We start from the raw sequence: 18,274 nt of genomic DNA, 5'->3' as shown, positions 1-18,274 counted from the left end.
GGTCACTCGCATTCTGGTGAAACGCGAGCGATCTCTCGTGTTTTTCAGTCTATGGCAATGACTGATCCATGCTGCCGTGCCCGCGCACGGCCGCGCTGGTCAGGGTGAAGGGGACACCGCACGATGACCGAAGTCAACAAGGCGCCGCGGCCCGCGGACGCACCACCCCGGATCGGCGGCTGGACGCGGTTCGTCACCGCCCGGCCCCGCCTGTCGCTGCTGGTGGCCCTGGTGCTCACCGCCCTCGCCGTGCTGGCCGGCAGCGGGGTCGCGGACCGGCTCGGCAGCGGCGGCTGGGAGGACCCGGCCGCCGAGTCGACGTACGCGACGAAGGCACTGGAGCGCGAGTTCCCCGGCTCGCAGCCGAACATGCTGCTCCTGGTGGACGCCGGCCGCGCCTCGGTGGACGACCCGGCGGTGGCCGCGCAGGCCCGCGCGCTGGCCCGGCGACTGGCGGGGGAGCCGGGCGTGACCGGCATCGGCTCCTACTGGCAGGCCGCCCCCGCCCAAGCGCCGGCCCTGCGCGCCGAGGACGGCCACGAGGCCCTGATCGCCGCCCGCATCACCGGCGACGAGAGCGCGATGGGCCGGACCCTGGACCGCATGGCGCCCCACTACCGGGGCACGCACGGCCCGGTGCGGGTGAGGATCGGCGGCATCGTCGCGGTGCGGCACGAGATGCAGACGATCATCAAGGAGGACCTCGCCCGCGCCGAGCTGATCGCCCTGCCGATCACCCTGGTGCTGCTGGTCATGGTCTTCGGCAGTGCGGTCGCGGCCCTGCTCCCGCTGTGCGTCGGCGTCGTCGCCATCCTGGGCACGAACGCGGTGCTGCGCGGCCTGACCGCCTTCACCGACGTCTCCGTCTTCGCGCTGAACCTCACCACGGCCCTCGGCCTCGGCCTCGCCATCGACTACGCGCTCTTCATCGTCCGCCGCTACCGCGAGGAGCTGTCCTCCGGCGCCGACCCGCTGACCGCGGTGGGCACGACCCTGCGCACGGCCGGCCGCACCGTGCTCTTCTCCGCCCTGACGGTCGCGGTCTCGCTGGCCGCCATGATGCTCTTCCCGCAGTACTTCCTGCGGTCCTTCGCCTACGCCGGCATCGCCGTGGTCCTCCTCGCGGCGGCCGCCGCCCTGATCCTGCTCCCGGCCGCGCTGGTCCTGCTCGGCCACCGGGTCGACTCCCTCGACCTGCGCCGCCTGTTCCGCCGGGGCCGCGAGCCGAAACCGGCCGAGGGCACCGCATGGGCGCGCGCGGCCGGCCTGGTGATGCGCCGCGCCCCGCTCTTCGCCCTCGGCACCACGGCCCTGCTGATGATGCTCGGACTGCCTTTCCTGGGCGTGACGTTCGGTACGGCCGACGACCGGCAGCTGCCCTCGGCCGCCGAGTCCCACGTGGTGCAGCAGCACATCCGCGAGGGCTTCCCCGGCAGCCCCGGCGGCGGCCTCGAAGTCCTCGCCGAGGGCCGGGCCACCCCCGCCCAGTACGCCGCCTACAGGCAGCGCGTGGCCGCCCTGCCGGAGGTGGTCCGCGTCGACGGCCCCCTGGTCGAGGGCGACACCGCCTACTTCACGGTCCAGGCCAGGGGCGAGGCGGTGGACGACCCCGCGCAGCGCCTGGTCGGCGACCTGCGCGCGCTGCGCGCCCCCTTCGACACCGAGGTGACCGGCACGGCCGCCGTCCTCGTGGACACCAAGCACGCGATAGCCGAACGCCTGCCCTGGGCCGCCGTGTTCATAGCCGGCGTCACGCTCCTGCTGGTCTTCCTGCTCACCGGCAGCGTGCTGATACCCCTGCAGGCCGTGGTGCTCAACGCGCTCAGCCTGACGGCGATGTTCGGCGCGGTCGTCTGGGTCTTCCAGGACGGCCACCTGTCCGGCCCGCTCGGCTTCACCAGCCCCGGGTCCATCGAGACCACCCTGCCCGTCCTGATGTTCTGCGTGGCCTTCGGCCTCTCCATGGACTACGGCGTGTTCCTGCTCTCCCGCATCAAGGAGGAGTACGACCGCACGGGCGACCACGAGCGAGCGGTCCGTCTCGGCCTCCAGCGCACGGGCGGCCTCATCACGGCGGCGGCGGTCATCCTCGCGGTGGTGATGGTGGCGATCGGCACCTCCCGGGTGACCAACACCAAGATGCTGGGCCTCGGTATCGCCCTCGCGGTGCTGATGGACGCGCTGGTGGTCCGCAGCCTCCTGGTCCCGGCCGTCATGCGGCTGACCGGGAGGGCGACCTGGTGGGCGCCGGGGTGGCTCAGGCGCTTCCACGAACGGTTCGGTCTGAGCGAGGGTGAGCGGGAGGAGCCCTGGAGCAGCGCGGGGACGGGTGCGAGCGGTCGGGAGGAACCGGCACTGGCCGCACCCCCCGGCGGCGCCCGGAGCGTCTAGCCTGCGCGCGGGTTTCCGCAGGTTTCCGAAGGGAGCAGGCATGCGAGCCGTGGTGTTCGAGGAGTACGGAAAACCGGCCGAGGTGCGGGACGTACCCGACCCGGAGCCCGCGGAGCACGGCGTGGTCGTCCGCGTCGAGGCCACCGGTCTCTGCCGCAGCGACTGGCACGGCTGGATGGGCCACGACCCGGACATCACGCTGCCGCACGTGCCGGGGCACGAACTCGCCGGTGTGGTGGAGGCGGTGGGCGCGCGGGTGACCGGCCGGCGGCCCGGCGACCGGGTCACCGCGCCGTTCGTCTGCGCCTGCGGCGGCTGCCCGTCCTGCGCGGCGGGCGACCAGCAGGTGTGCGAACGCCAGACCCAGCCCGGCTTCCACCACTGGGGTTCCTTCGCCGAGTACGTCGCGCTCGACCACGCCGACGTCAATCTCGTCGCGCTCCCGGACGACATGGCGTACGCCACCGCCGCCGCCCTCGGCTGCCGCTTCGCCACCGCGTTCCGTGCCGTGGTGCAGCAGGGCCGAGTGGCGGCCGGGCAGTGGGTCGCGGTGCACGGCTGCGGCGGGGTCGGCCTGTCGGCGGTGATGATCGCGGCGGCCTCGGGGGCCCGGGTGGTCGCCGTCGACGTGTCACCGCGAGCGCTGGAGCTGGCGCGGACGTTCGGCGCCGCCGTGTGCCTGGACGCGACCGGCGTGTCCGACTCGGCCGCCGCGGTCCGGGAGCTGACCGGCGGCGGCGCCCACCTCTCCCTGGACGCGCTGGGCTCGCCGGCCACCTGCGCGGCTTCGGTGAACGGCCTGCGCCGCCGCGGCCGGCACGTCCAGGTCGGCCTGCTGCCCTCGGCCGACGGCACCACCCCGGTGCCGCTGGCCCGTGCCATCGCCCTTGAGCTGGAGCTGCTCGGCAGCCACGGCATGGCCGCCCACGCCTACCCCGGCATGCTGGACCTGGTCCGCTCCGGCGCCCTGCGCCCGGACCTCCTGGTGACCCGGACGATCACGCTCGACGCGGCCCCGGCGGCGCTCGCGGCGATGGACACGGCACCGGGCGCCGGCGTCACGGTCATCAACCCCTGGAGCTGACACCGCCCCCGCCACCCCCGCCGACAGCCGCCCCCCCCGCCGCCCCCGCACCCTGGGAACCACCGCCCGGCCACCGCTCCCGAGAGCGACACCGCCTGGCCGCCGCACCCCGGGGCCCACCGCCCGACCGCCCGCGTCCACAGCCCCCAGGGCCACCGTCCGACCGCCGCTCCCTAGGGGCCACCGCCCGACCGCCGCTCCCGGGGGTCACCGCCCGGCCGCCTCCCCCGACAGCAGCCCCCGGGGGACCGCCCGACCACCGCTCCCCGGGGCACCACCGCCCGACCTCCCCCGGGGGCCCCCAGACCGCCCCCCGGGGACAGCGGTCAGCCGGTCAGTCGTCTCTGCGGCCGCGGTTGCGGGGGCGGGAGGCGACCCAGGCGCGGACCGTGTCGGCGTACCAGTAGGGCTTGCCGCCCTCGACGTGGTCGGGCGGGGGCAGCAGCCCGTGCTTGCGGTAGGACCGTACGGTGTCCGGCTGCACCCGGATGTGCGCCGCGATCTCCTTGTAGGACCAGAGCCTTCGGTCGGCCATGCGTTGCACCTCCCCGCGCGCACCGCGGCGACGAGCCGGGAACGGCCGCCGGGGGGACCGGGCGCTGCGCTGATCACCCACCCTGTGCCCGGTGAACGACGCGCAGGGACCAAGGGCTCACTCCTGTCGATCAGGTGTGACGGAGGGTTCGCGTACATGCAACATGTGTGACAGGAAGCGGTTGTTTGTGACGAAAGGATCACGGATGGTGATGCCCGGCAGGTCGGCAGGCGCCCTGCCCGCTCCCCGAAGGGGACTGGTCCGAATGTCTGGACAAAACATTGACAGGGCTCGTCGTGCGGGGCTAGAAAGCCGGGGAGAGCCGTGACGAAGGGAAGCCGATGGCCTACGACCTGATCACCATGGGGCGGATCGGAGTGGACCTGTACCCGCTGCAGACCGGTGTCCCGCTCGCGCAGGTGTCGTCCTTCGGCAAGTTCCTCGGCGGGTCGGCGACGAACGTCGCGGTCGCCGCCGCCCGGCTCGGCCGGCGCACGGCCGTGATCACCCGCACCGGCGACGACCCGTTCGGCGCCTATCTCCACGAGGCGCTGCGCGGCTTCGGCGTCGACGACCGCTGGGTCACCCCCGTCCCCGGCCTGCCCACCCCGGTCACCTTCTGCGAGGTCTTCCCGCCCGACGACTTCCCCCTCTACTTCTACCGGCAGCCCAAGGCGCCCGACCTGGAGATCGACGCCCACGAGCTGGACCTGGGCGCCATCCGCGAGGCCAGGATCTTCTGGGTCACCGGCACCGGCCTGAGCGAGGAGCCGAGCCGTACGGCGACCCTCGCGGCCCTCGCCCACCGGGCCAAGGCCGGCATCACCGTCTTCGACCTCGACTGGCGCCCCATGTTCTGGGCCGACCCCGACACCGCCCGCCCCTTCTACGCGGAGGCCCTGCGCCACACCACCGTCGCCGTCGGCAACCTGGACGAGGTGGAGGTCGCGACCGGCGTGCGCGAACCGCATGCCGCCGCCCGCGCCCTGCTGGACGCCGGTGTCGAGCTGGCCGTCGTCAAGCAGGGGCCCAAGGGGGTCCTCGCCGTCGACCGGCGGGGCGAGACCGCCGAGGTGCCGCCGCTGCCCGTCACCGTCCTCAACGGACTCGGTGCCGGAGACGCCTTCGGCGGCTCCCTGTGCCACGGCCTGCTCGCCGGCTGGGGCCTGGAGGCGATCATGCGGTACGCCAACGCGGCCGGTGCCCTCGTCGCCTCCCGTCTGGAGTGCTCCTCCGCGATGCCCACCCCCGACGAGGTGGCCGCCGCGCTCGACGCCGGAGCGGTGCTGTGAGGGCCGGCCGTGTCGTGGGCACGCACCAGGAAGGCGGCTCGGGCGGCCGGACCTCCCGCGTGGACGTCGCCGAACTCGTCCGCCTCCGCACCCGCCACCCCGAGGCGATCGCCGAGGCCGCCGCGCGCCGGGCGCGCAGGCCGCTGCTCAACGAGACCGGCCGGCTGATGATCGTCGCCGCCGACCACCCGGCCCGCGGCGCGCTCGGGATCGGTGACCGCAAGCTCGCCATGGCCAACCGTGCCGACCTGCTGGAACGGCTCTGCCTCGCGCTGTCCCGGCCCGGCGTGGACGGCGTCCTCGCCACCGCCGACATCCTGGACGACCTGCTCCTGCTCGGCGTCCTGGACCACAAGGTCGTCATGGGCTCGATGAACCGCGGCGGGCTGCAGGGTGCCAGCTTCGAGCTGGACGACCGGTTCACCGGCCACCGCCCGGAGGACATCGAGCGTCTCGGCTTCGACGCGGGCAAGCTGCTGCTGCGCGTCGACTACGCCGACCCGGGCTCCCTGACCACCCTGGAGTCCACCGCCCGGGCCATCGACGCCATGGCCGAGCGCCGGCTGCCGGTGTTCGTGGAGCCGTTCATCAGCCGCCGCACTCCGGAGGGGAAGGTGGCGAACGACCTGTCCGCCGAGGCGGTCACCCGGTCCATCGCCATCGCCTCCGGCCTCGGCGGCTCCTCCGCCTACACCTGGCTGAAGGTGCCGGTCACCGCGAACCCGGACGACATGGCCCGGGTCATGGAGACCTCCACGCTGCCCGCCGTGCTGCTCGGCGGGGACATCGGCGACTCGCCCGAGGACCAGGTCGCCGCCTACGAGAAGTGGCGCGGCGCACTCCGACTCCCCACCGTGCGCGGCCTGGTGGTCGGCCGCTCGCTGCTGTACCCGGCGGACGGCGATGTGGCCGCCGCCGTGGACACCGCCGTAGGACTGCTGTGAGGGCCGAATGACCAGCACCGATCTGCATCTGCCCAGGGGCGCCACCGCGAACGCCCCGTACGCCGTCGACATCGGCCCCGAGCTGGCCGGCTGGGCGCACAGCAGCCTGCGGGTGGTCGAGTTGCCGCCCGGTGGCCGCGAGGAGCTCACCGCCGGGGACAGTGAGTGGATCGTGCTTCCGCTGGAAGGCGGATGTACCGTACAAATTGAAACTGCGTCACATGAGCAGTGCGAGTTCCAACTCCTGGGCCGGAAGAGCGTGTTCGCGAGCGTCTCCGACTTCGCGTACGTTCCCCGGGACGCCCGGGTCCTGATCGCCTCCGGCGCGGGAGGCCGCTTCGCCCTGGCAGGAGCGAAGTGCGAGCGACGACTCCCCGCCCGCTACGGCCCCGCGCCGGAGGTCCCCGTCGAGGAACGCGGCAGCGGCACCTGCGCCCGCCGGGTGCGCAACTTTGCCTCCGCGGACTCCTTCGACTGCGACAAGCTGATCGCCGTGGAGGTGATCACCCCGGGCGGCAACTGGTCCTCGTACCCGCCGCACAAGCACGACGAGCACCGGCCGGGCGAGGAGTCCGAGCTGGAGGAGATCTACTACTTCGAGATCGACGGGCCGAACGGGCTGGGGTACCAGCGGGTGTTCCCCTCGCGCGAGGGCGGGGCGGACGTCCTCGCCGAGGTCCGCTCCGGCGACGCCGTCCTCGTGCCCGACGGCTGGCACGGCCCGTCCATCGCCCAGCCCGGGCACGACATGTACTACCTGAACGTCATGGCGGGCCCCGGACGGACCCGGGAGTGGCGGATCTGCTTCCACCCCGACCACACCGACACCACAGGGGGATACCGATGACGATCCGGCTCACCGTCGCCCAGGCGCTCGTCCGCTTCCTCGCCGCCCAGTACACCGAACGGGACGGCGAACGGCGGCGGCTGATCGGCGCCACCTGGGGCATCTTCGGGCACGGCAACGTCGCCGGCATCGGCCAGGCGCTGATCGAGCACGGCGACGTCATGCCGTATCACCAGGGCCGCAACGAGCAGTCCATGGTGCACGCGGCGGTCGGCTACGCCCGCCAGTCGAACCGCCTGTCCACGCACGCGGTGACGACGTCCATCGGCCCCGGCGCGACCAACCTGGTCACCGGCGCCGCCCTCGCCACCATCAACCACCTGCCGGTGCTGCTCCTGCCCGGCGACGTCTTCGCCACCCGCCCCGCCGACCCGGTCCTGCAGCAGCTGGAGGTGCCGTACGCGGGCGACGTGTCGGTCAACGACACGCTGCGCCCGGTGTCGAGGTACTTCGACCGCATCACCCGGCCGGAGGCGTTGATTCCGTCGGCTCTGCAGGCCATGCGGGTCCTCACCGACCCCGTGGAGACCGGCGCGGTCACCCTCGCCCTCCCGCAGGACGTGCAGGCGGAGGCGTACGACTGGCCGGAGGAGTTCTTCTCGGCGCGTGTGTGGACCGTACGGCGGCCGGGCGCGGACCCCACCGAGCTGGCGGAGGCGGTCCGGGCGGTCCGCTCCGCCGCCAGGCCGCTGGTGATCGCGGGCGGCGGGGTCCACCACAGCCGCGCCGAGGAGGCCCTCGCGGAGTTCGCGGCGGCGACCCGCATCCCGGTCGCCTCCACCCAGGCCGGAAAGGGCTCGCTGCGGCACGACCACCCGCAGGACGTCGGCGGGATCGGCCACACGGGCACCGCGACCGCCGACGAGCTGGCCCGCACCGCGGACCTCGTGATCGGCGTCGGTACCCGCTACACCGACTTCACCACGGCCTCCGGCACCCTCTTCGAGAACCCGGACGTCCGCTTCGTGAACCTCAACATCGCGCCCTTCGACGGCCACAAACTGGCCGGCCTCCCACTGGTCGCCGACGCCCGCAGCGGCCTGGGCGAGCTGACCGAGGCGCTGGCCATGCACGGCCACACCGTCGCCGACGCCTACGTCAGCCGGTACAGCGAGGACAAGGAACGCTGGGAGCAGCGCGTCGACGCCTGCTTCGAGGCCGGGGAGCCGGACGTACGGCCGTCCCAGCCGCAGGTCATCGGTGCCCTGGACGCGCTGGTGGACGAGTCGGACATCATCGTCAACGCGGCCGGTTCCCTCCCCGGCGACCTGCACAGGCTGTGGCGGGCGCGGTCCCGCGACCAGTACCACCTGGAGTACGGCTACTCCTGCATGGGCTACGAGATCCCGGCCGCCCTCGGCGTGAAGCTCGCCGCACCCGGGCGGAACGTGTGGGCGCTGGTCGGGGACGGTACGTATCTGATGATGCCGACGGAGATCGTGACCGCGGTCCAGGAGGGCATCGCGATCAAGATCCTGCTGGTGCAGAACCACGGGTACGCCTCGATCGGCGGACTCTCGGAGTCGGTGGGCGGCGAGCGGTTCGGCACCGCCTACCGCTTCCCGACCGAGGAGGGGACGTACACCGGCGCTCCGCTGCCCGTCGACCTCGCCGCCAACGCGGCCAGCCTGGGCATGCGGGTGCTGCGCGCGAAGACCGTACGGGAGCTGCGCGCGGCGCTCGCGGAGGCGCGTGCCGCCGACACTCCCACATGTGTCTACGTGGAGACCGAAACGTCCGACACTGTGTCGGGCGCGCCTCCCGCGCAGGCCTGGTGGGATGTTCCTGTGGCCGAGACCGCGACCCGACCGTCCGCGGTCAAGGCACGTGAGCTGTACGAACGGCACGTCTCGACCCGACGCCGCCATCTGTAGAAGGAGTCTTAGGGCATGACGAAGATCGTCAACCACTGGATCGGCGGCAAGACCGTCGAAGGGGCGTCGGGTACGTACGGGCCGGTCACCGACCCGGCCACCGGCGCGGTCACCACGAAGGTCGCGTTCGCGTCGGTCGAGGAGGTGGACGCGGCGGTGGCGGCCGCCAAGGACGCCTATCTGACCTGGGGCCAGTCCTCGCTGGCACAGCGGACCTCGATCCTCTTCAGGTTCCGGGCGCTGCTCGACGCCCACCGCGACGAGATCGCCGAGCTGATCACGGCCGAGCACGGCAAGGTGCACTCGGACGCGCTCGGCGAGGTCGCCCGCGGCCTGGAGATCGTCGACCTGGCCTGCGGCATCAGCGTCCAGCTCAAGGGCGAGCTGTCCACGCAGGTCGCCACGCGGGTGGACGTCTCCTCGATCCGCCAGCCGCTCGGTGTCGTCGCCGGCATCACGCCGTTCAACTTCCCGGCGATGGTCCCGATGTGGATGTTCCCGATCGCCATCGCGTGCGGCAACACCTTCGTGCTCAAGCCGTCCGAGAAGGACCCGTCGGCGTCGATCAGGATCGCCGAGCTGCTGTCCGAGGCCGGTCTGCCGGACGGCGTCTTCAACGTCGTCCACGGTGACAAGGTGGCCGTCGACCGGCTGCTGGAGCACCCGGACGTCAAGGCCGTCTCGTTCGTCGGCTCGACCCCGATCGCCCGCCACATCCACACCACCGCCTCCGCCAACGGCAAGCGCGTGCAGGCCCTGGGCGGCGCCAAGAACCACATGCTGGTCCTGCCGGACGCCGACCTGGACGCGGCGGCCGACGCGGCCGTCTCCGCCGCCTACGGCTCCGCGGGCGAGCGCTGCATGGCCATCTCGGCGGTCGTCGCCGTGGGCGCCATCGGCGACACGCTGGTGGAGAAGATCCGCGAGCGGGCCGAGAAGATCAAGATCGGCCCGGGCAACGACCCGACGTCCGAGATGGGCCCGCTGATCACCGCCGCCCACCGCGACAAGGTGGCCTCGTACGTCTCCGGTGCCGCCGCCGAGGGCGCCGAGGTCGTCCTGGACGGCACCGGTTACACCGTCGAGGGCTTCGAGGACGGTCACTGGGTCGGCATCTCGCTGCTGGACAAGGTGCCGACCAGCGCGAAGGCGTACCAGGACGAGATCTTCGGCCCGGTGCTGTGCGTGCTGCGCGCCGACACCTACGAGGAGGGCGTGGCGCTCATCAACGCCTCGCCGTTCGGCAACGGCACCGCGATCTTCACCCGGGACGGCGGCGCCGCCCGCCGCTTCCAGCTGGAGGTCGAGGCCGGCATGGTCGGCGTGAACGTGCCGATCCCGGTGCCGGTGGGCTACCACTCCTTCGGTGGCTGGAAGGACTCGCTCTTCGGCGACCACCACATCTACGGCAACGACGGCACGCACTTCTACACCCGCGGCAAGGTCGTCACCACCCGCTGGCCGGACCCGGCCGACGCCCCGGCGGGCGTGGACCTGGGCTTCCCGCGCAACCACTGACGGCCGGACGGCACGGTGCCCCGCCCTCCCCGCACGGGGAGGGCGGGGCACCGCCGCGTTCAGCTCTGTTGCCTTCGCGGCCGCTCGCTCGCCGGACTTGTCATGGACGCGACGCTTTGCCCGTCCGGATAGCGGACGGTTGACATTTTTTTGATACGTCGGCTGCGGTTCCCGTTTCCAGTGGACGAAACGGGTGGCGAAGGAGTTTCTGCCAGGTTGCCTTTGAAACCAAGGTCACATTCGCTCTGGGCTTGGTGGATGCGCCTGTAAGGCGTCGCGGCCTGCGAAAGTGATGCTCCTGCCGATCACCCGGATCTGCGGATTCCGAAGGTAAACGGCCATTGACGTGGTGGTTTTCGTCGGGGTTCTCTATGCAACGCCGGGAGCGGACGAAACGAACGTACGACGATCCGCCGGAGGCGATAGCGCTCCCGTCCCCCACCTCAGTCGCACGAGTCGATCGGAACCGCCGTATGACCGACACGCTCCAGAAGTCCGTGGCAGACACCGCTTCGGCCCCCGCACCGGGACTCAAGCGTTCCATCGGTGTCGTCGGCGGCACCCTGCTGACGCTGTCCTGCGTCACTCCCGCCTCCACGCTCTTCGTGGTCGTCCCCGATCTGTTCGGCTCGCTCGGCACCGCCACCGCCCTGACGATCGCCATCGGCTCCCTCCTCTGTATCGCGGTCGCGTTCTGCTACTCCGAGCTGGGCACCCTCATCCCCAGCGCGGGTGGCGAGTACGCCATGGTGTCGACGATGGCCGGACGGCTCGCCGGCTGGCTCGTCTTCGTGCTCTCCCTGCTGGTCGTGATGATCGTGCCGCCGGTGATCGCGATGGGCACCGCGGACTACCTCGCCCCGATCGTCCACCTCGACCCGTCCATGACCGGCGCCGGCGTGATGCTGCTGGCCACCCTCGCCGGCCTGCTCGACCTGCGCGCCAACGCCTGGATCACCGGCATCTTCCTGGTCCTGGAGGTCATCGCGGCCGGCGTCGTCGCCCTGCTGGGCTTCTCGCACGGCCACCGCGGGGTCGGCAGCCTGGTCTCGATGCAGGTGGCCGGCGCCCACGGCCACACGGACACCGTGACGGCCATGCTGGTGGTCTCCGGCCTCGCCATCGCCCTCTTCGTCACCCAGGGCTTCTCCACCGCCGTCTACCTCTCCGAGGAACTGGAGGACCCGCGCCGCAACGTCGCCCGCACGGTCCTCGCCACCCTCGCCATCTCGACGGTGGTCATCCTGGTGCCGGTCGCCGCGATCACCATGGGCGCCTCCGACCTGAAGGAACTGACCGGCGGCGACATCAGCTCCATGGTCACCGCCTGGTCCAACTCCGCGGTCGGCACCTTCGTCAGCCTCTGCGTGGCCCTCGCGATCATCAACGCGGGCATCGTCATGGTCATCCAGAACTCCCGCGTCCTGTTCGCCTCCGCCCGCGACAAGGCCTGGCCCGGCCCGGTCAACACCCTCTTCTCCAAGCTCGGCCGCTTCGGCTCCCCCTGGGTGGCCACCCTCGCGGTCGGCGTCCCCGGCGCGATCCTCTGCTTCGTCAACCTGGACACCCTGTACGGCGTCACCGGCGTCTCGGTGACCGGCATGTACCTGCTGGTCGCGGTCGCCGCCCTGCTCGGGCGCCGCGGCTCCCACCGGCACACGGCCGCCTGGCGGATGCCGCTGTGGCCCGCCGTGCCGGTCCTGCTCATCGCCGTCCTGGCGTACGTCCTGACCCAGCAGGAGACCGGCTACCTGCTGTGGACCGGCGGCATCACCGCCGCGGCCACCCTCTACTGGGCCCTGTACCTCCGCCCGCGCCGCGAGACGCACTGGCTGGTGTCGATCCCGGAGGACGCGCGGGTTCCGGAGGTCACCGCGCGCATCCCGGCCCAGGGCGTCCCGGCGCCCGCCCCGGTCGCCGGCGAGGCCCGGGACTGAGCCGCGGCCGGGGGTGCCTCCCCCGACACTCCCGGCCCGCAGCCGCCGCCCCCGTCACCCACTGCCAGGTGGGGTGCCGGGGGCGGCGGCGTCACCGTGATCCGGCACCGCGACAGGCGGCCAGGGCGGCATCGCTCCCGGTGCCGACGCCGACCCGCATGCGGCAGCGGCCCCGCTCCCGCGCCGGCGCGGTCGGCCGCCGTACCCGGGCCCGGTTGACGCCCCGGCGACGGTACGGTTCCCCGACGGCCCGCTCGTACGGAACGTCTCGGTGCCCGGCGACGGCGCGCTGCCCAGCGCGGAAACGCTCCGCCCACCCGGGACGCACCGGACGGTCGAACAGGTGCGAGGCGGCGACCGCTTCGGCGACGCAGGCGGCCCGGCGGATCTCCCCGCGTCGTCGTACCACGGCCGGAGTACGCCCGGACAGGCCCGTACACCCCAGGGAGGGCGCACGGCTCCGCCCCACGGCAGCAGCGCTTGTCAGTGGCGGCCCGTACCGTTGACTCATGGATCTTCGACTCCCCGCCCTGCGGGGCCTGCTCCGGCGACCCCGGCGGCTCCTGGCCGCCGGAGCCGCCGTCGTGGTGCTCGCCGGCGCCGGGACGTGGACGGCGGCCGTCGCCTCCGACGACACGCCATCCGTGCGCCGCAGCGACCAGGTCATGGCGGTCGACGGGGTGCGCCTGGACACCTCGTACTTCACCCCGGCCGGCGCCGGCCGCCACCCCGCCGTCCTCCTCGCGCACGGCTTCGGCGGCAGCAAGGACGACATGCGCCGGCAGGCCGAGGACCTCGCCCGGGACGGGTACGCGGTCCTGACCTGGTCCGCGCGCGGCTTCGGCGGCTCCACCGGGAAGATCGGCCTCAACGACCCGAAGGGCGAGGTCGCCGACGTCTCCCGGCTCATCGACTGGCTGGCCCGGCAGCCCCAGGTGCGGCTCGACAGGCCCGGCGACCCGCGCGTGGGCGTGGCCGGCGGCTCCTACGGCGGCGCGGTCTCCCTGCTCGCCGCGGGCCACGACCAGCGGGTCGACGCCATCGCCCCGGCCATCACCTACTGGGACCTCGCGGACGCCCTGTTCCCGAACGGCGTGTTCAAGAAGCTGTGGACCGGCATCTTCTTCACCAACGGCGGCGGCTGCGCGAAGTTCGAGCCCGCGCTGTGCCGGATGTACGACCGGGTCGCCGAGTCCGGCACCCCCGACCAGGCCGCCCGGAAGCTGCTCCAGGAGCGCTCACCGTCCGCCGTCGGCGCCCGCGTCAAGGTGCCCACCCTGCTGGTGCAGGGGCAGACGGACTCCCTGTTCACCCTGGACCAGGCCGACGCGGCCCAGAAGGCGATCCGTGCGAACGGCGCACCCGTCGACGTCGACTGGATCGCCGGCGGGCACGACGGCGGCGACATGGAGACGAGCCGCGTCGAGGCACGCGTACGCGCCTGGTTCGACCGGTACCTGAAGGGCGACAAGGGCACCGACACCGGCCCGGCGTTCCGGATCACCCGCACCGGAGGCATCGACTCCACCGACGGCACCGCCCGGCTCCGCGGCGCGAGCGCCGCCGCCTACCCGGGCCTCGACGACCACCGGCGCGCCGTCGCCCTCACCGGCGGCACCCAGCACGTCGGCAACCCGCCCGGCGCCAGCCCCCCGGGCGTCTCCGCGCTGCCCGGACTCGGCGGCTCCGGCGGACTCGCCCAGCTGTCCGCGCTCGGCGTCGGCGTCTCCCTCGACTTCCCCGGCCAGTTCGCGAAGTTCGACTCGGCACCGCTCACCCGCGACCTGCGCATCACCGGCACCCCGACCGCCACCGTCCACATCACGTCCACCCGCGACGACGCCGTCCTGTTCGGCAAGGTCTACGACGTCGGCCCCGACGGCACCCGGCAGGTGCTGCCCGCCCAGCTCGTCGCCCCCTTCCGGGTCACCGGCGCCAAGGCCGGCAAGGACGTCACCGTCACCCTCCCGGCGATCGACCACGAGGTGCAGAAGGGCCACCGGCTCCGCCTGGTCCTCGCCTCCACCGACCTCGGCTACGCCTCACCGGCCGCACCGGCCGACTACACCGTCTCCCTGGAGGGAGACCTGAGCGTGCCGACGGCGCCCGCCGTCACCACCGCCGCCGCGCCCCTGCCCGCCTGGGTGTGGTGGCTGCCCGCGGCCGGCGCGGCCGTCGCCCTCGCCCTGCTGCTCACCGCCCGCCGCCGCACTGCCGCCCCCGCACCCGACCCTGAGCTGGCCGACGTCCCGCTGGTGATCAAGGACCTGAGCAAGCGGTACGCCGGCTCCGCCGACCGCTACGCCGTCCGGGACCTCTCCTTCCGGGTGGACAAGGGTCAGGTCCTCGGCCTGCTGGGCCCGAACGGCGCGGGCAAGACGACCACCCTGCGCATGCTGATGGGTCTGATCCGGCCGGACGACGGCGAGATCCGCGTCTTCGGCCACGCGATCCGGCCCGGCGCGTCGGTGCTCTCCCGGGTCGGCGCCTTCGTGGAGGGCGCCGGCTTCCTGCCCCACCTGTCCGGCCGGGAGAACCTGGAGCTGTACTGGAGGGCCACCGGCCGCCCGCCCGAGGACGCGCACCTGGACGAGGCACTGGAGATCGCCGGCCTCGCCGACGACGCGCTCGCCCGCGCGGTGCGCACCTACTCCCAGGGCATGCGCCAGCGCCTCGCCATCGCCCAGGCCATGCTCGGCCTGCCCGACCTGCTCATCCTGGACGAGCCCACCAACGGCCTGGACCCGCCCCAGATCCGCGAGATGCGCGAGGTGATGATCCGCTACGCGGCCGACGGCCGTACCGTGATCGTCTCCAGCCATCTCCTCGCCGAGGTCGAGCAGTCCTGCACCCACCTGGTGGTCATGGACCGCGGCCGGCTGGTGCAGGCGGGCCCGGTCCGGGAGATCACCGGCTCCGGCGACACCCTGCTCGTCGGCACCGCCGTACCCGTGGACGAGCCGGTGGCGGAGAAGGTGGCCGCGCTGGCCGGCGTCGCCTCCGCCGTGCGCACCGACGACGGGCTGCTGGTCCGGCTCGAACCCGGCGGCACGGCCGCGCGGCTGGTCGCGGAGCTGGTGCGGCTGGAGGTGCCGGTCGCCTCGGTCGGCCCGCACCGCCGTCTGGAAGACGCCTTCCTCACCCTGATCGGAGGTTCCGCATGAGCGCGCTCACCGAGACCGCCTCCGGCTACCGGGCGGGGCGCACCCTGCCGCTGCGGGTCGAGCTGGCCCGTCAGCTCAAGCGGCGCCGCACCCTGGTGATGGGCGCGGTCCTGGCCGTCCTGCCGGTCGTGCTGCTGATCGCCTTCGCGGTCGGCGGCGACCCGGGTGGCCGGAACAACCAGGTCACGCTGATGGACACGGCCACGGCCTCCGGGGCCAACTTCGCCGCCGTGAACCTCTTCGTCTCCGCGGGGTTCCTGCTCGTCATCCCGGTCGCCCTGTTCTGCGGGGACACGGTCGCCTCCGAGGCGAGCTGGTCCTCCCTGCGCTACCTGCTGGCCGCGCCGGTGCCCCGGGCCCGGCTGCTGTGGTCCAAGCTGGTCGTGGCGCTCGGGCTGAGCCTCGCCGCGATGGTGCTGCTGCCGCTGGTGGCGCTCGCCGCCGGCACCGCCGCCTACGGCTGGGGCCCGCTGGAGATCCCCACCGGCGGCGCGCTGGACACCGGTACGGCGGCCCAGCGGCTGCTGGTGGCCGTGGCGTACATCTTCGTGTCCCAGCTGGTCACCGCCGGGCTGGCGTTCTGGCTGTCGACGAAGACGGACGCCCCGCTCGGCGCGGTCGGCGGCGCCGTCGGCCTGACCATCGTCGGGAACGTCCTGGACGCCGTCACCGCCCTCGGCCACTGGCGGGACTTCCTGCCCGCGCACTGGCAGTTCGCCTGGGCCGACGCCGTCCAGCCCCGCCCCGAGTGGTCCGGCATGATCCAGGGCACCGCGCTGTCCCTCACGTACGCCCTGGTGCTGTTCGCGCTGGCCTTCCGGGGTTTCTCCCGCAAGGACGTCGTCTCCTAGAGGGGTTCCGCACGCCCCGTTGAAGGCGGTCGACCACGCCGACGAGGCCGTCTCCCGCGCCGAGTCGATCCACGCGTCCGCGCTGGTCGAAGGGGAGTGCACGGAGGAGAACGGACTGCTCACCCCGTCCCTGAAGGTCAGGCGACGCGCGGTGACGGCCGCGTACGCCGAGCAGATCGAGGCGCTGTACCGCCGCTGACACGCCGAAGCGGGCCGCCGGACCACCCGGCGACCCGCTTCGGACGGAAGGTCAGCGCTCGCTGTTCTGGGACAGGATCGACACGTCCTCCAGCAGGTGCGCCAGCGCGCCGTCGCGCTTGACGTTCGAGGAGTTCTCGGTGCACTGCTGCTGCATGTGGTCCGACAGGATCGGGATGTCCTGGACATTGACACCGATCAGGGCGCCGACGCCGATCGGAATGTCGTTCAGGGCGATGCACGGCTTGTTGAAAGATCCCTGGATCAGGGCGATCTGCGGGCTCATGTTCCCGTACGTGGCCGAGTTGCCGTAGCTCTGCCAAGCACCGTTGCCGTTGGCGGCGGTCGGCCCGCTGTCGTTTCCGATCGCCAGCGCCTGCGGTGCCGCGGCAGCGGAGGCGCCCATGGCCGAAGCGGCGACGGCCGCGGTGGCAACAATCTTCTTGATCACTGGCCAGTCCTTTCTGAGGAAACCCCGTCCACCGGAGCTCTTTGGTCAACTCCCCGGGCCCCTCTTGGTTTCTGCCGTTCACCCCGTCGGCCGATCCGGTGGGCTGGTGGTGTGTTTGTCCGATTGATGCTTTCTCGTCACCTCTCAGGCGTTTGGGCTCCAACCGAGTGAATCGGCGGAACCATTCCCGGTGCACCGGGTTGATGAGGCCGTAGGGCATGCGTCGCTACGAGGAAAGGAACGCGAAGTGCTCAAGAAGGCAATGGTCGCCGCCGCGACCGCCGCTTCTGTCGTGGGAATGGCGGTGGCGGCCGCGCCGCAGGCGCTTGCCATCGGCAACGACGACGGACCGACCGTCGCGAATGGCAACGGCGCCGCGTCGTCGTGGGGCAACTCGGCGACGAAGGGCAACATGAGCCCGCAGCTCTCGCTGGTGCAGGGGTCGCTCAACAAGCCGTGTGTCGGTATCCAGGACGTCGATGTCGCCGTCGACGTGCTCATCGGCATCACGGCCCAGGACATCCCGATCCTGTCGGACCACCTGCAGCAGCAGTGCAACGACAACTCCACCAACGCCAAGCGCGACGGTGCGATCTCGCACGTCCTGGAGGACCTGTCGGTTCTTTCGGCCAACGGCGAAGGCTGAGCCGACCCGGCGTGGCCCGGGCCGTCCGCTGCACCGTCTGCGGGCCGCCCGGGCCTTTTTCCACGGAATTCAGGCGAGGGAAATACGCGTGAGGAAGCGGTGCGATCGAGTGATTATCACGCGATCCGTGTTCCGCGGTCTCCTGTTGTGTCAATCCCTCGTTCCGTGCCACGACCGTTCACGTCGTGCTCGCACGGTTCTGGCCGTCATCGGGGCATGACCCCAGAGAAGGGAACACTCATGAAGAAGACCGTCGCTGCCGTCACAGGCGCCATCCTGGCCATGGGCCTGGGCGGAACCGCCTTCGCCGACGCCGGTGCGGGCGCCACGTCCGCCAACTCGCCGGGCGTCCTGTCCGGCAACGTCATCCAGGTCCCGATCCACCTGCCGATCAACCTGTGCGGCAACACGATCAACATCGTCGGGCTGCTGAACCCCGCGTTCGGCAACACCTGCGTCAACAGCTGAGGTTCGCCCGCGCACTCCACCAGCTTCCCCGGCTGAGTACAGGCCGGCCCCGGACCGTCGATCCGTCGATTCTT

The 18,274-nt window shown here is 72.5% G+C and carries 15 protein-coding genes; 13 read left to right on the top strand and 2 right to left on the bottom strand.

What is annotated here, in order from left to right; translation table 11 throughout:
• Positions 1-123 precede the first annotated feature (123 nt).
• Together ACZ7N4_RS04695 and ACZ7N4_RS04690 are read left to right on the top strand one after the other, a co-directional pair.
• Complete coding sequence (locus ACZ7N4_RS04695) at positions 124-2,391, top strand: MMPL family transporter (RefSeq protein WP_471353731.1); 2,268 nt, start codon at positions 124-126, stop codon at positions 2,389-2,391.
• Between the two features lie 40 nt (positions 2,392-2,431).
• Complete coding sequence (locus ACZ7N4_RS04690) at positions 2,432-3,475, top strand: zinc-dependent alcohol dehydrogenase family protein (protein WP_471353729.1); 1,044 nt, start codon at positions 2,432-2,434, stop codon at positions 3,473-3,475.
• A gap of 334 nt (positions 3,476-3,809) precedes the next feature.
• Here ACZ7N4_RS04690 and ACZ7N4_RS04685 read toward each other — a convergent pair whose 3' ends face one another.
• Entirely contained in the window at positions 3,810-4,010 is a 201-nt protein-coding gene (locus tag ACZ7N4_RS04685; RefSeq protein WP_471353726.1) for a helix-turn-helix transcriptional regulator, read from the bottom strand.
• A gap of 341 nt (positions 4,011-4,351) precedes the next feature.
• Here ACZ7N4_RS04685 and iolC point away from each other — a divergent pair, with 341 nt between their 5' ends.
• The 9 genes from iolC (at position 4,352) to ACZ7N4_RS04640 (ending at position 16,636) form a co-directional block, all read left to right on the top strand.
• Positions 4,352-5,302 (top strand): 5-dehydro-2-deoxygluconokinase, encoded by a 951-nt coding sequence (gene iolC / locus ACZ7N4_RS04680; protein WP_471353724.1) that lies wholly within the window; start codon positions 4,352-4,354, stop codon positions 5,300-5,302.
• 59 nt (positions 5,303-5,361) lie between these two features.
• On the top strand, positions 5,362-6,246 hold the full coding sequence (locus tag ACZ7N4_RS04675; RefSeq protein WP_471354271.1) for a Cgl0159 family (beta/alpha)8-fold protein: 885 nt from the start codon (positions 5,362-5,364) through the stop codon (positions 6,244-6,246).
• A 7-nt stretch (positions 6,247-6,253) separates the two neighbouring features.
• Positions 6,254-7,093 carry a 5-deoxy-glucuronate isomerase gene (iolB, locus tag ACZ7N4_RS04670; RefSeq protein WP_471353722.1) on the top strand — a complete coding sequence of 280 codons (840 nt, stop codon included), beginning with the start codon at positions 6,254-6,256 and terminating at the stop codon, positions 7,091-7,093.
• Positions 7,090-8,967 (top strand): 3D-(3,5/4)-trihydroxycyclohexane-1,2-dione acylhydrolase (decyclizing), encoded by a 1,878-nt coding sequence (iolD, locus tag ACZ7N4_RS04665; RefSeq protein WP_471353720.1) that lies wholly within the window; start codon positions 7,090-7,092, stop codon positions 8,965-8,967. Before iolB ends, iolD begins: the two co-directional genes overlap by 4 nt.
• A 15-nt stretch (positions 8,968-8,982) precedes the next feature.
• Positions 8,983-10,485 carry a CoA-acylating methylmalonate-semialdehyde dehydrogenase gene (mmsA, locus tag ACZ7N4_RS04660; protein WP_471353717.1) on the top strand — a complete coding sequence of 501 codons (1,503 nt, stop codon included), beginning with the start codon at positions 8,983-8,985 and terminating at the stop codon, positions 10,483-10,485.
• Between the two features lie 473 nt (positions 10,486-10,958).
• Positions 10,959-12,422 carry an APC family permease gene (locus ACZ7N4_RS04655; RefSeq protein ID WP_471353715.1) on the top strand — a complete coding sequence of 488 codons (1,464 nt, stop codon included), beginning with the start codon at positions 10,959-10,961 and terminating at the stop codon, positions 12,420-12,422.
• Positions 12,423-12,931: 509 nt separating this feature from the next.
• Positions 12,932-15,586, top strand: coding sequence for a CocE/NonD family hydrolase (locus tag ACZ7N4_RS04650; RefSeq protein ID WP_471353713.1), 2,655 nt, complete (start codon positions 12,932-12,934; stop codon positions 15,584-15,586).
• Positions 15,583-16,437, top strand: coding sequence for an ABC transporter permease (locus tag ACZ7N4_RS04645; protein WP_471353711.1), 855 nt, complete (start codon positions 15,583-15,585; stop codon positions 16,435-16,437). Before ACZ7N4_RS04650 ends, ACZ7N4_RS04645 begins: the two co-directional genes overlap by 4 nt.
• Before the next feature lie 19 nt (positions 16,438-16,456).
• Entirely contained in the window at positions 16,457-16,636 is a 180-nt protein-coding gene (locus ACZ7N4_RS04640) for a hypothetical protein (RefSeq protein WP_471354290.1), read from the top strand.
• A 51-nt stretch (positions 16,637-16,687) separates the two neighbouring features.
• Here ACZ7N4_RS04640 and ACZ7N4_RS04635 read toward each other — a convergent pair whose 3' ends face one another.
• A complete protein-coding gene (locus tag ACZ7N4_RS04635; protein WP_471353708.1) occupies positions 16,688-17,086 on the bottom strand; it encodes a rodlin in 399 nt (132 codons plus the stop codon).
• Positions 17,087-17,333: 247 nt separating this feature from the next.
• On the opposite strand from ACZ7N4_RS04635, the gene ACZ7N4_RS04630 reads away from it, so the two are divergent.
• Positions 17,334-17,732 (top strand): rodlin, encoded by a 399-nt coding sequence (locus tag ACZ7N4_RS04630; RefSeq protein WP_467930009.1) that lies wholly within the window; start codon positions 17,334-17,336, stop codon positions 17,730-17,732.
• Positions 17,733-17,972: 240 nt separating this feature from the next.
• The gene (locus tag ACZ7N4_RS04625; RefSeq protein ID WP_471353705.1) at positions 17,973-18,200 is read left to right on the top strand and encodes a chaplin; all 228 of its coding nucleotides are present in this window, start codon (positions 17,973-17,975) and stop codon (positions 18,198-18,200) included.
• Positions 18,201-18,274 lie beyond the last annotated feature (74 nt).

This window comes from Streptomyces sp. NPDC107654, assembly GCF_055639035.1.
The sequence above is the reverse complement of the archived record's forward strand: the minus strand, read 5'-3'. Positions and strand labels throughout refer to the sequence as shown.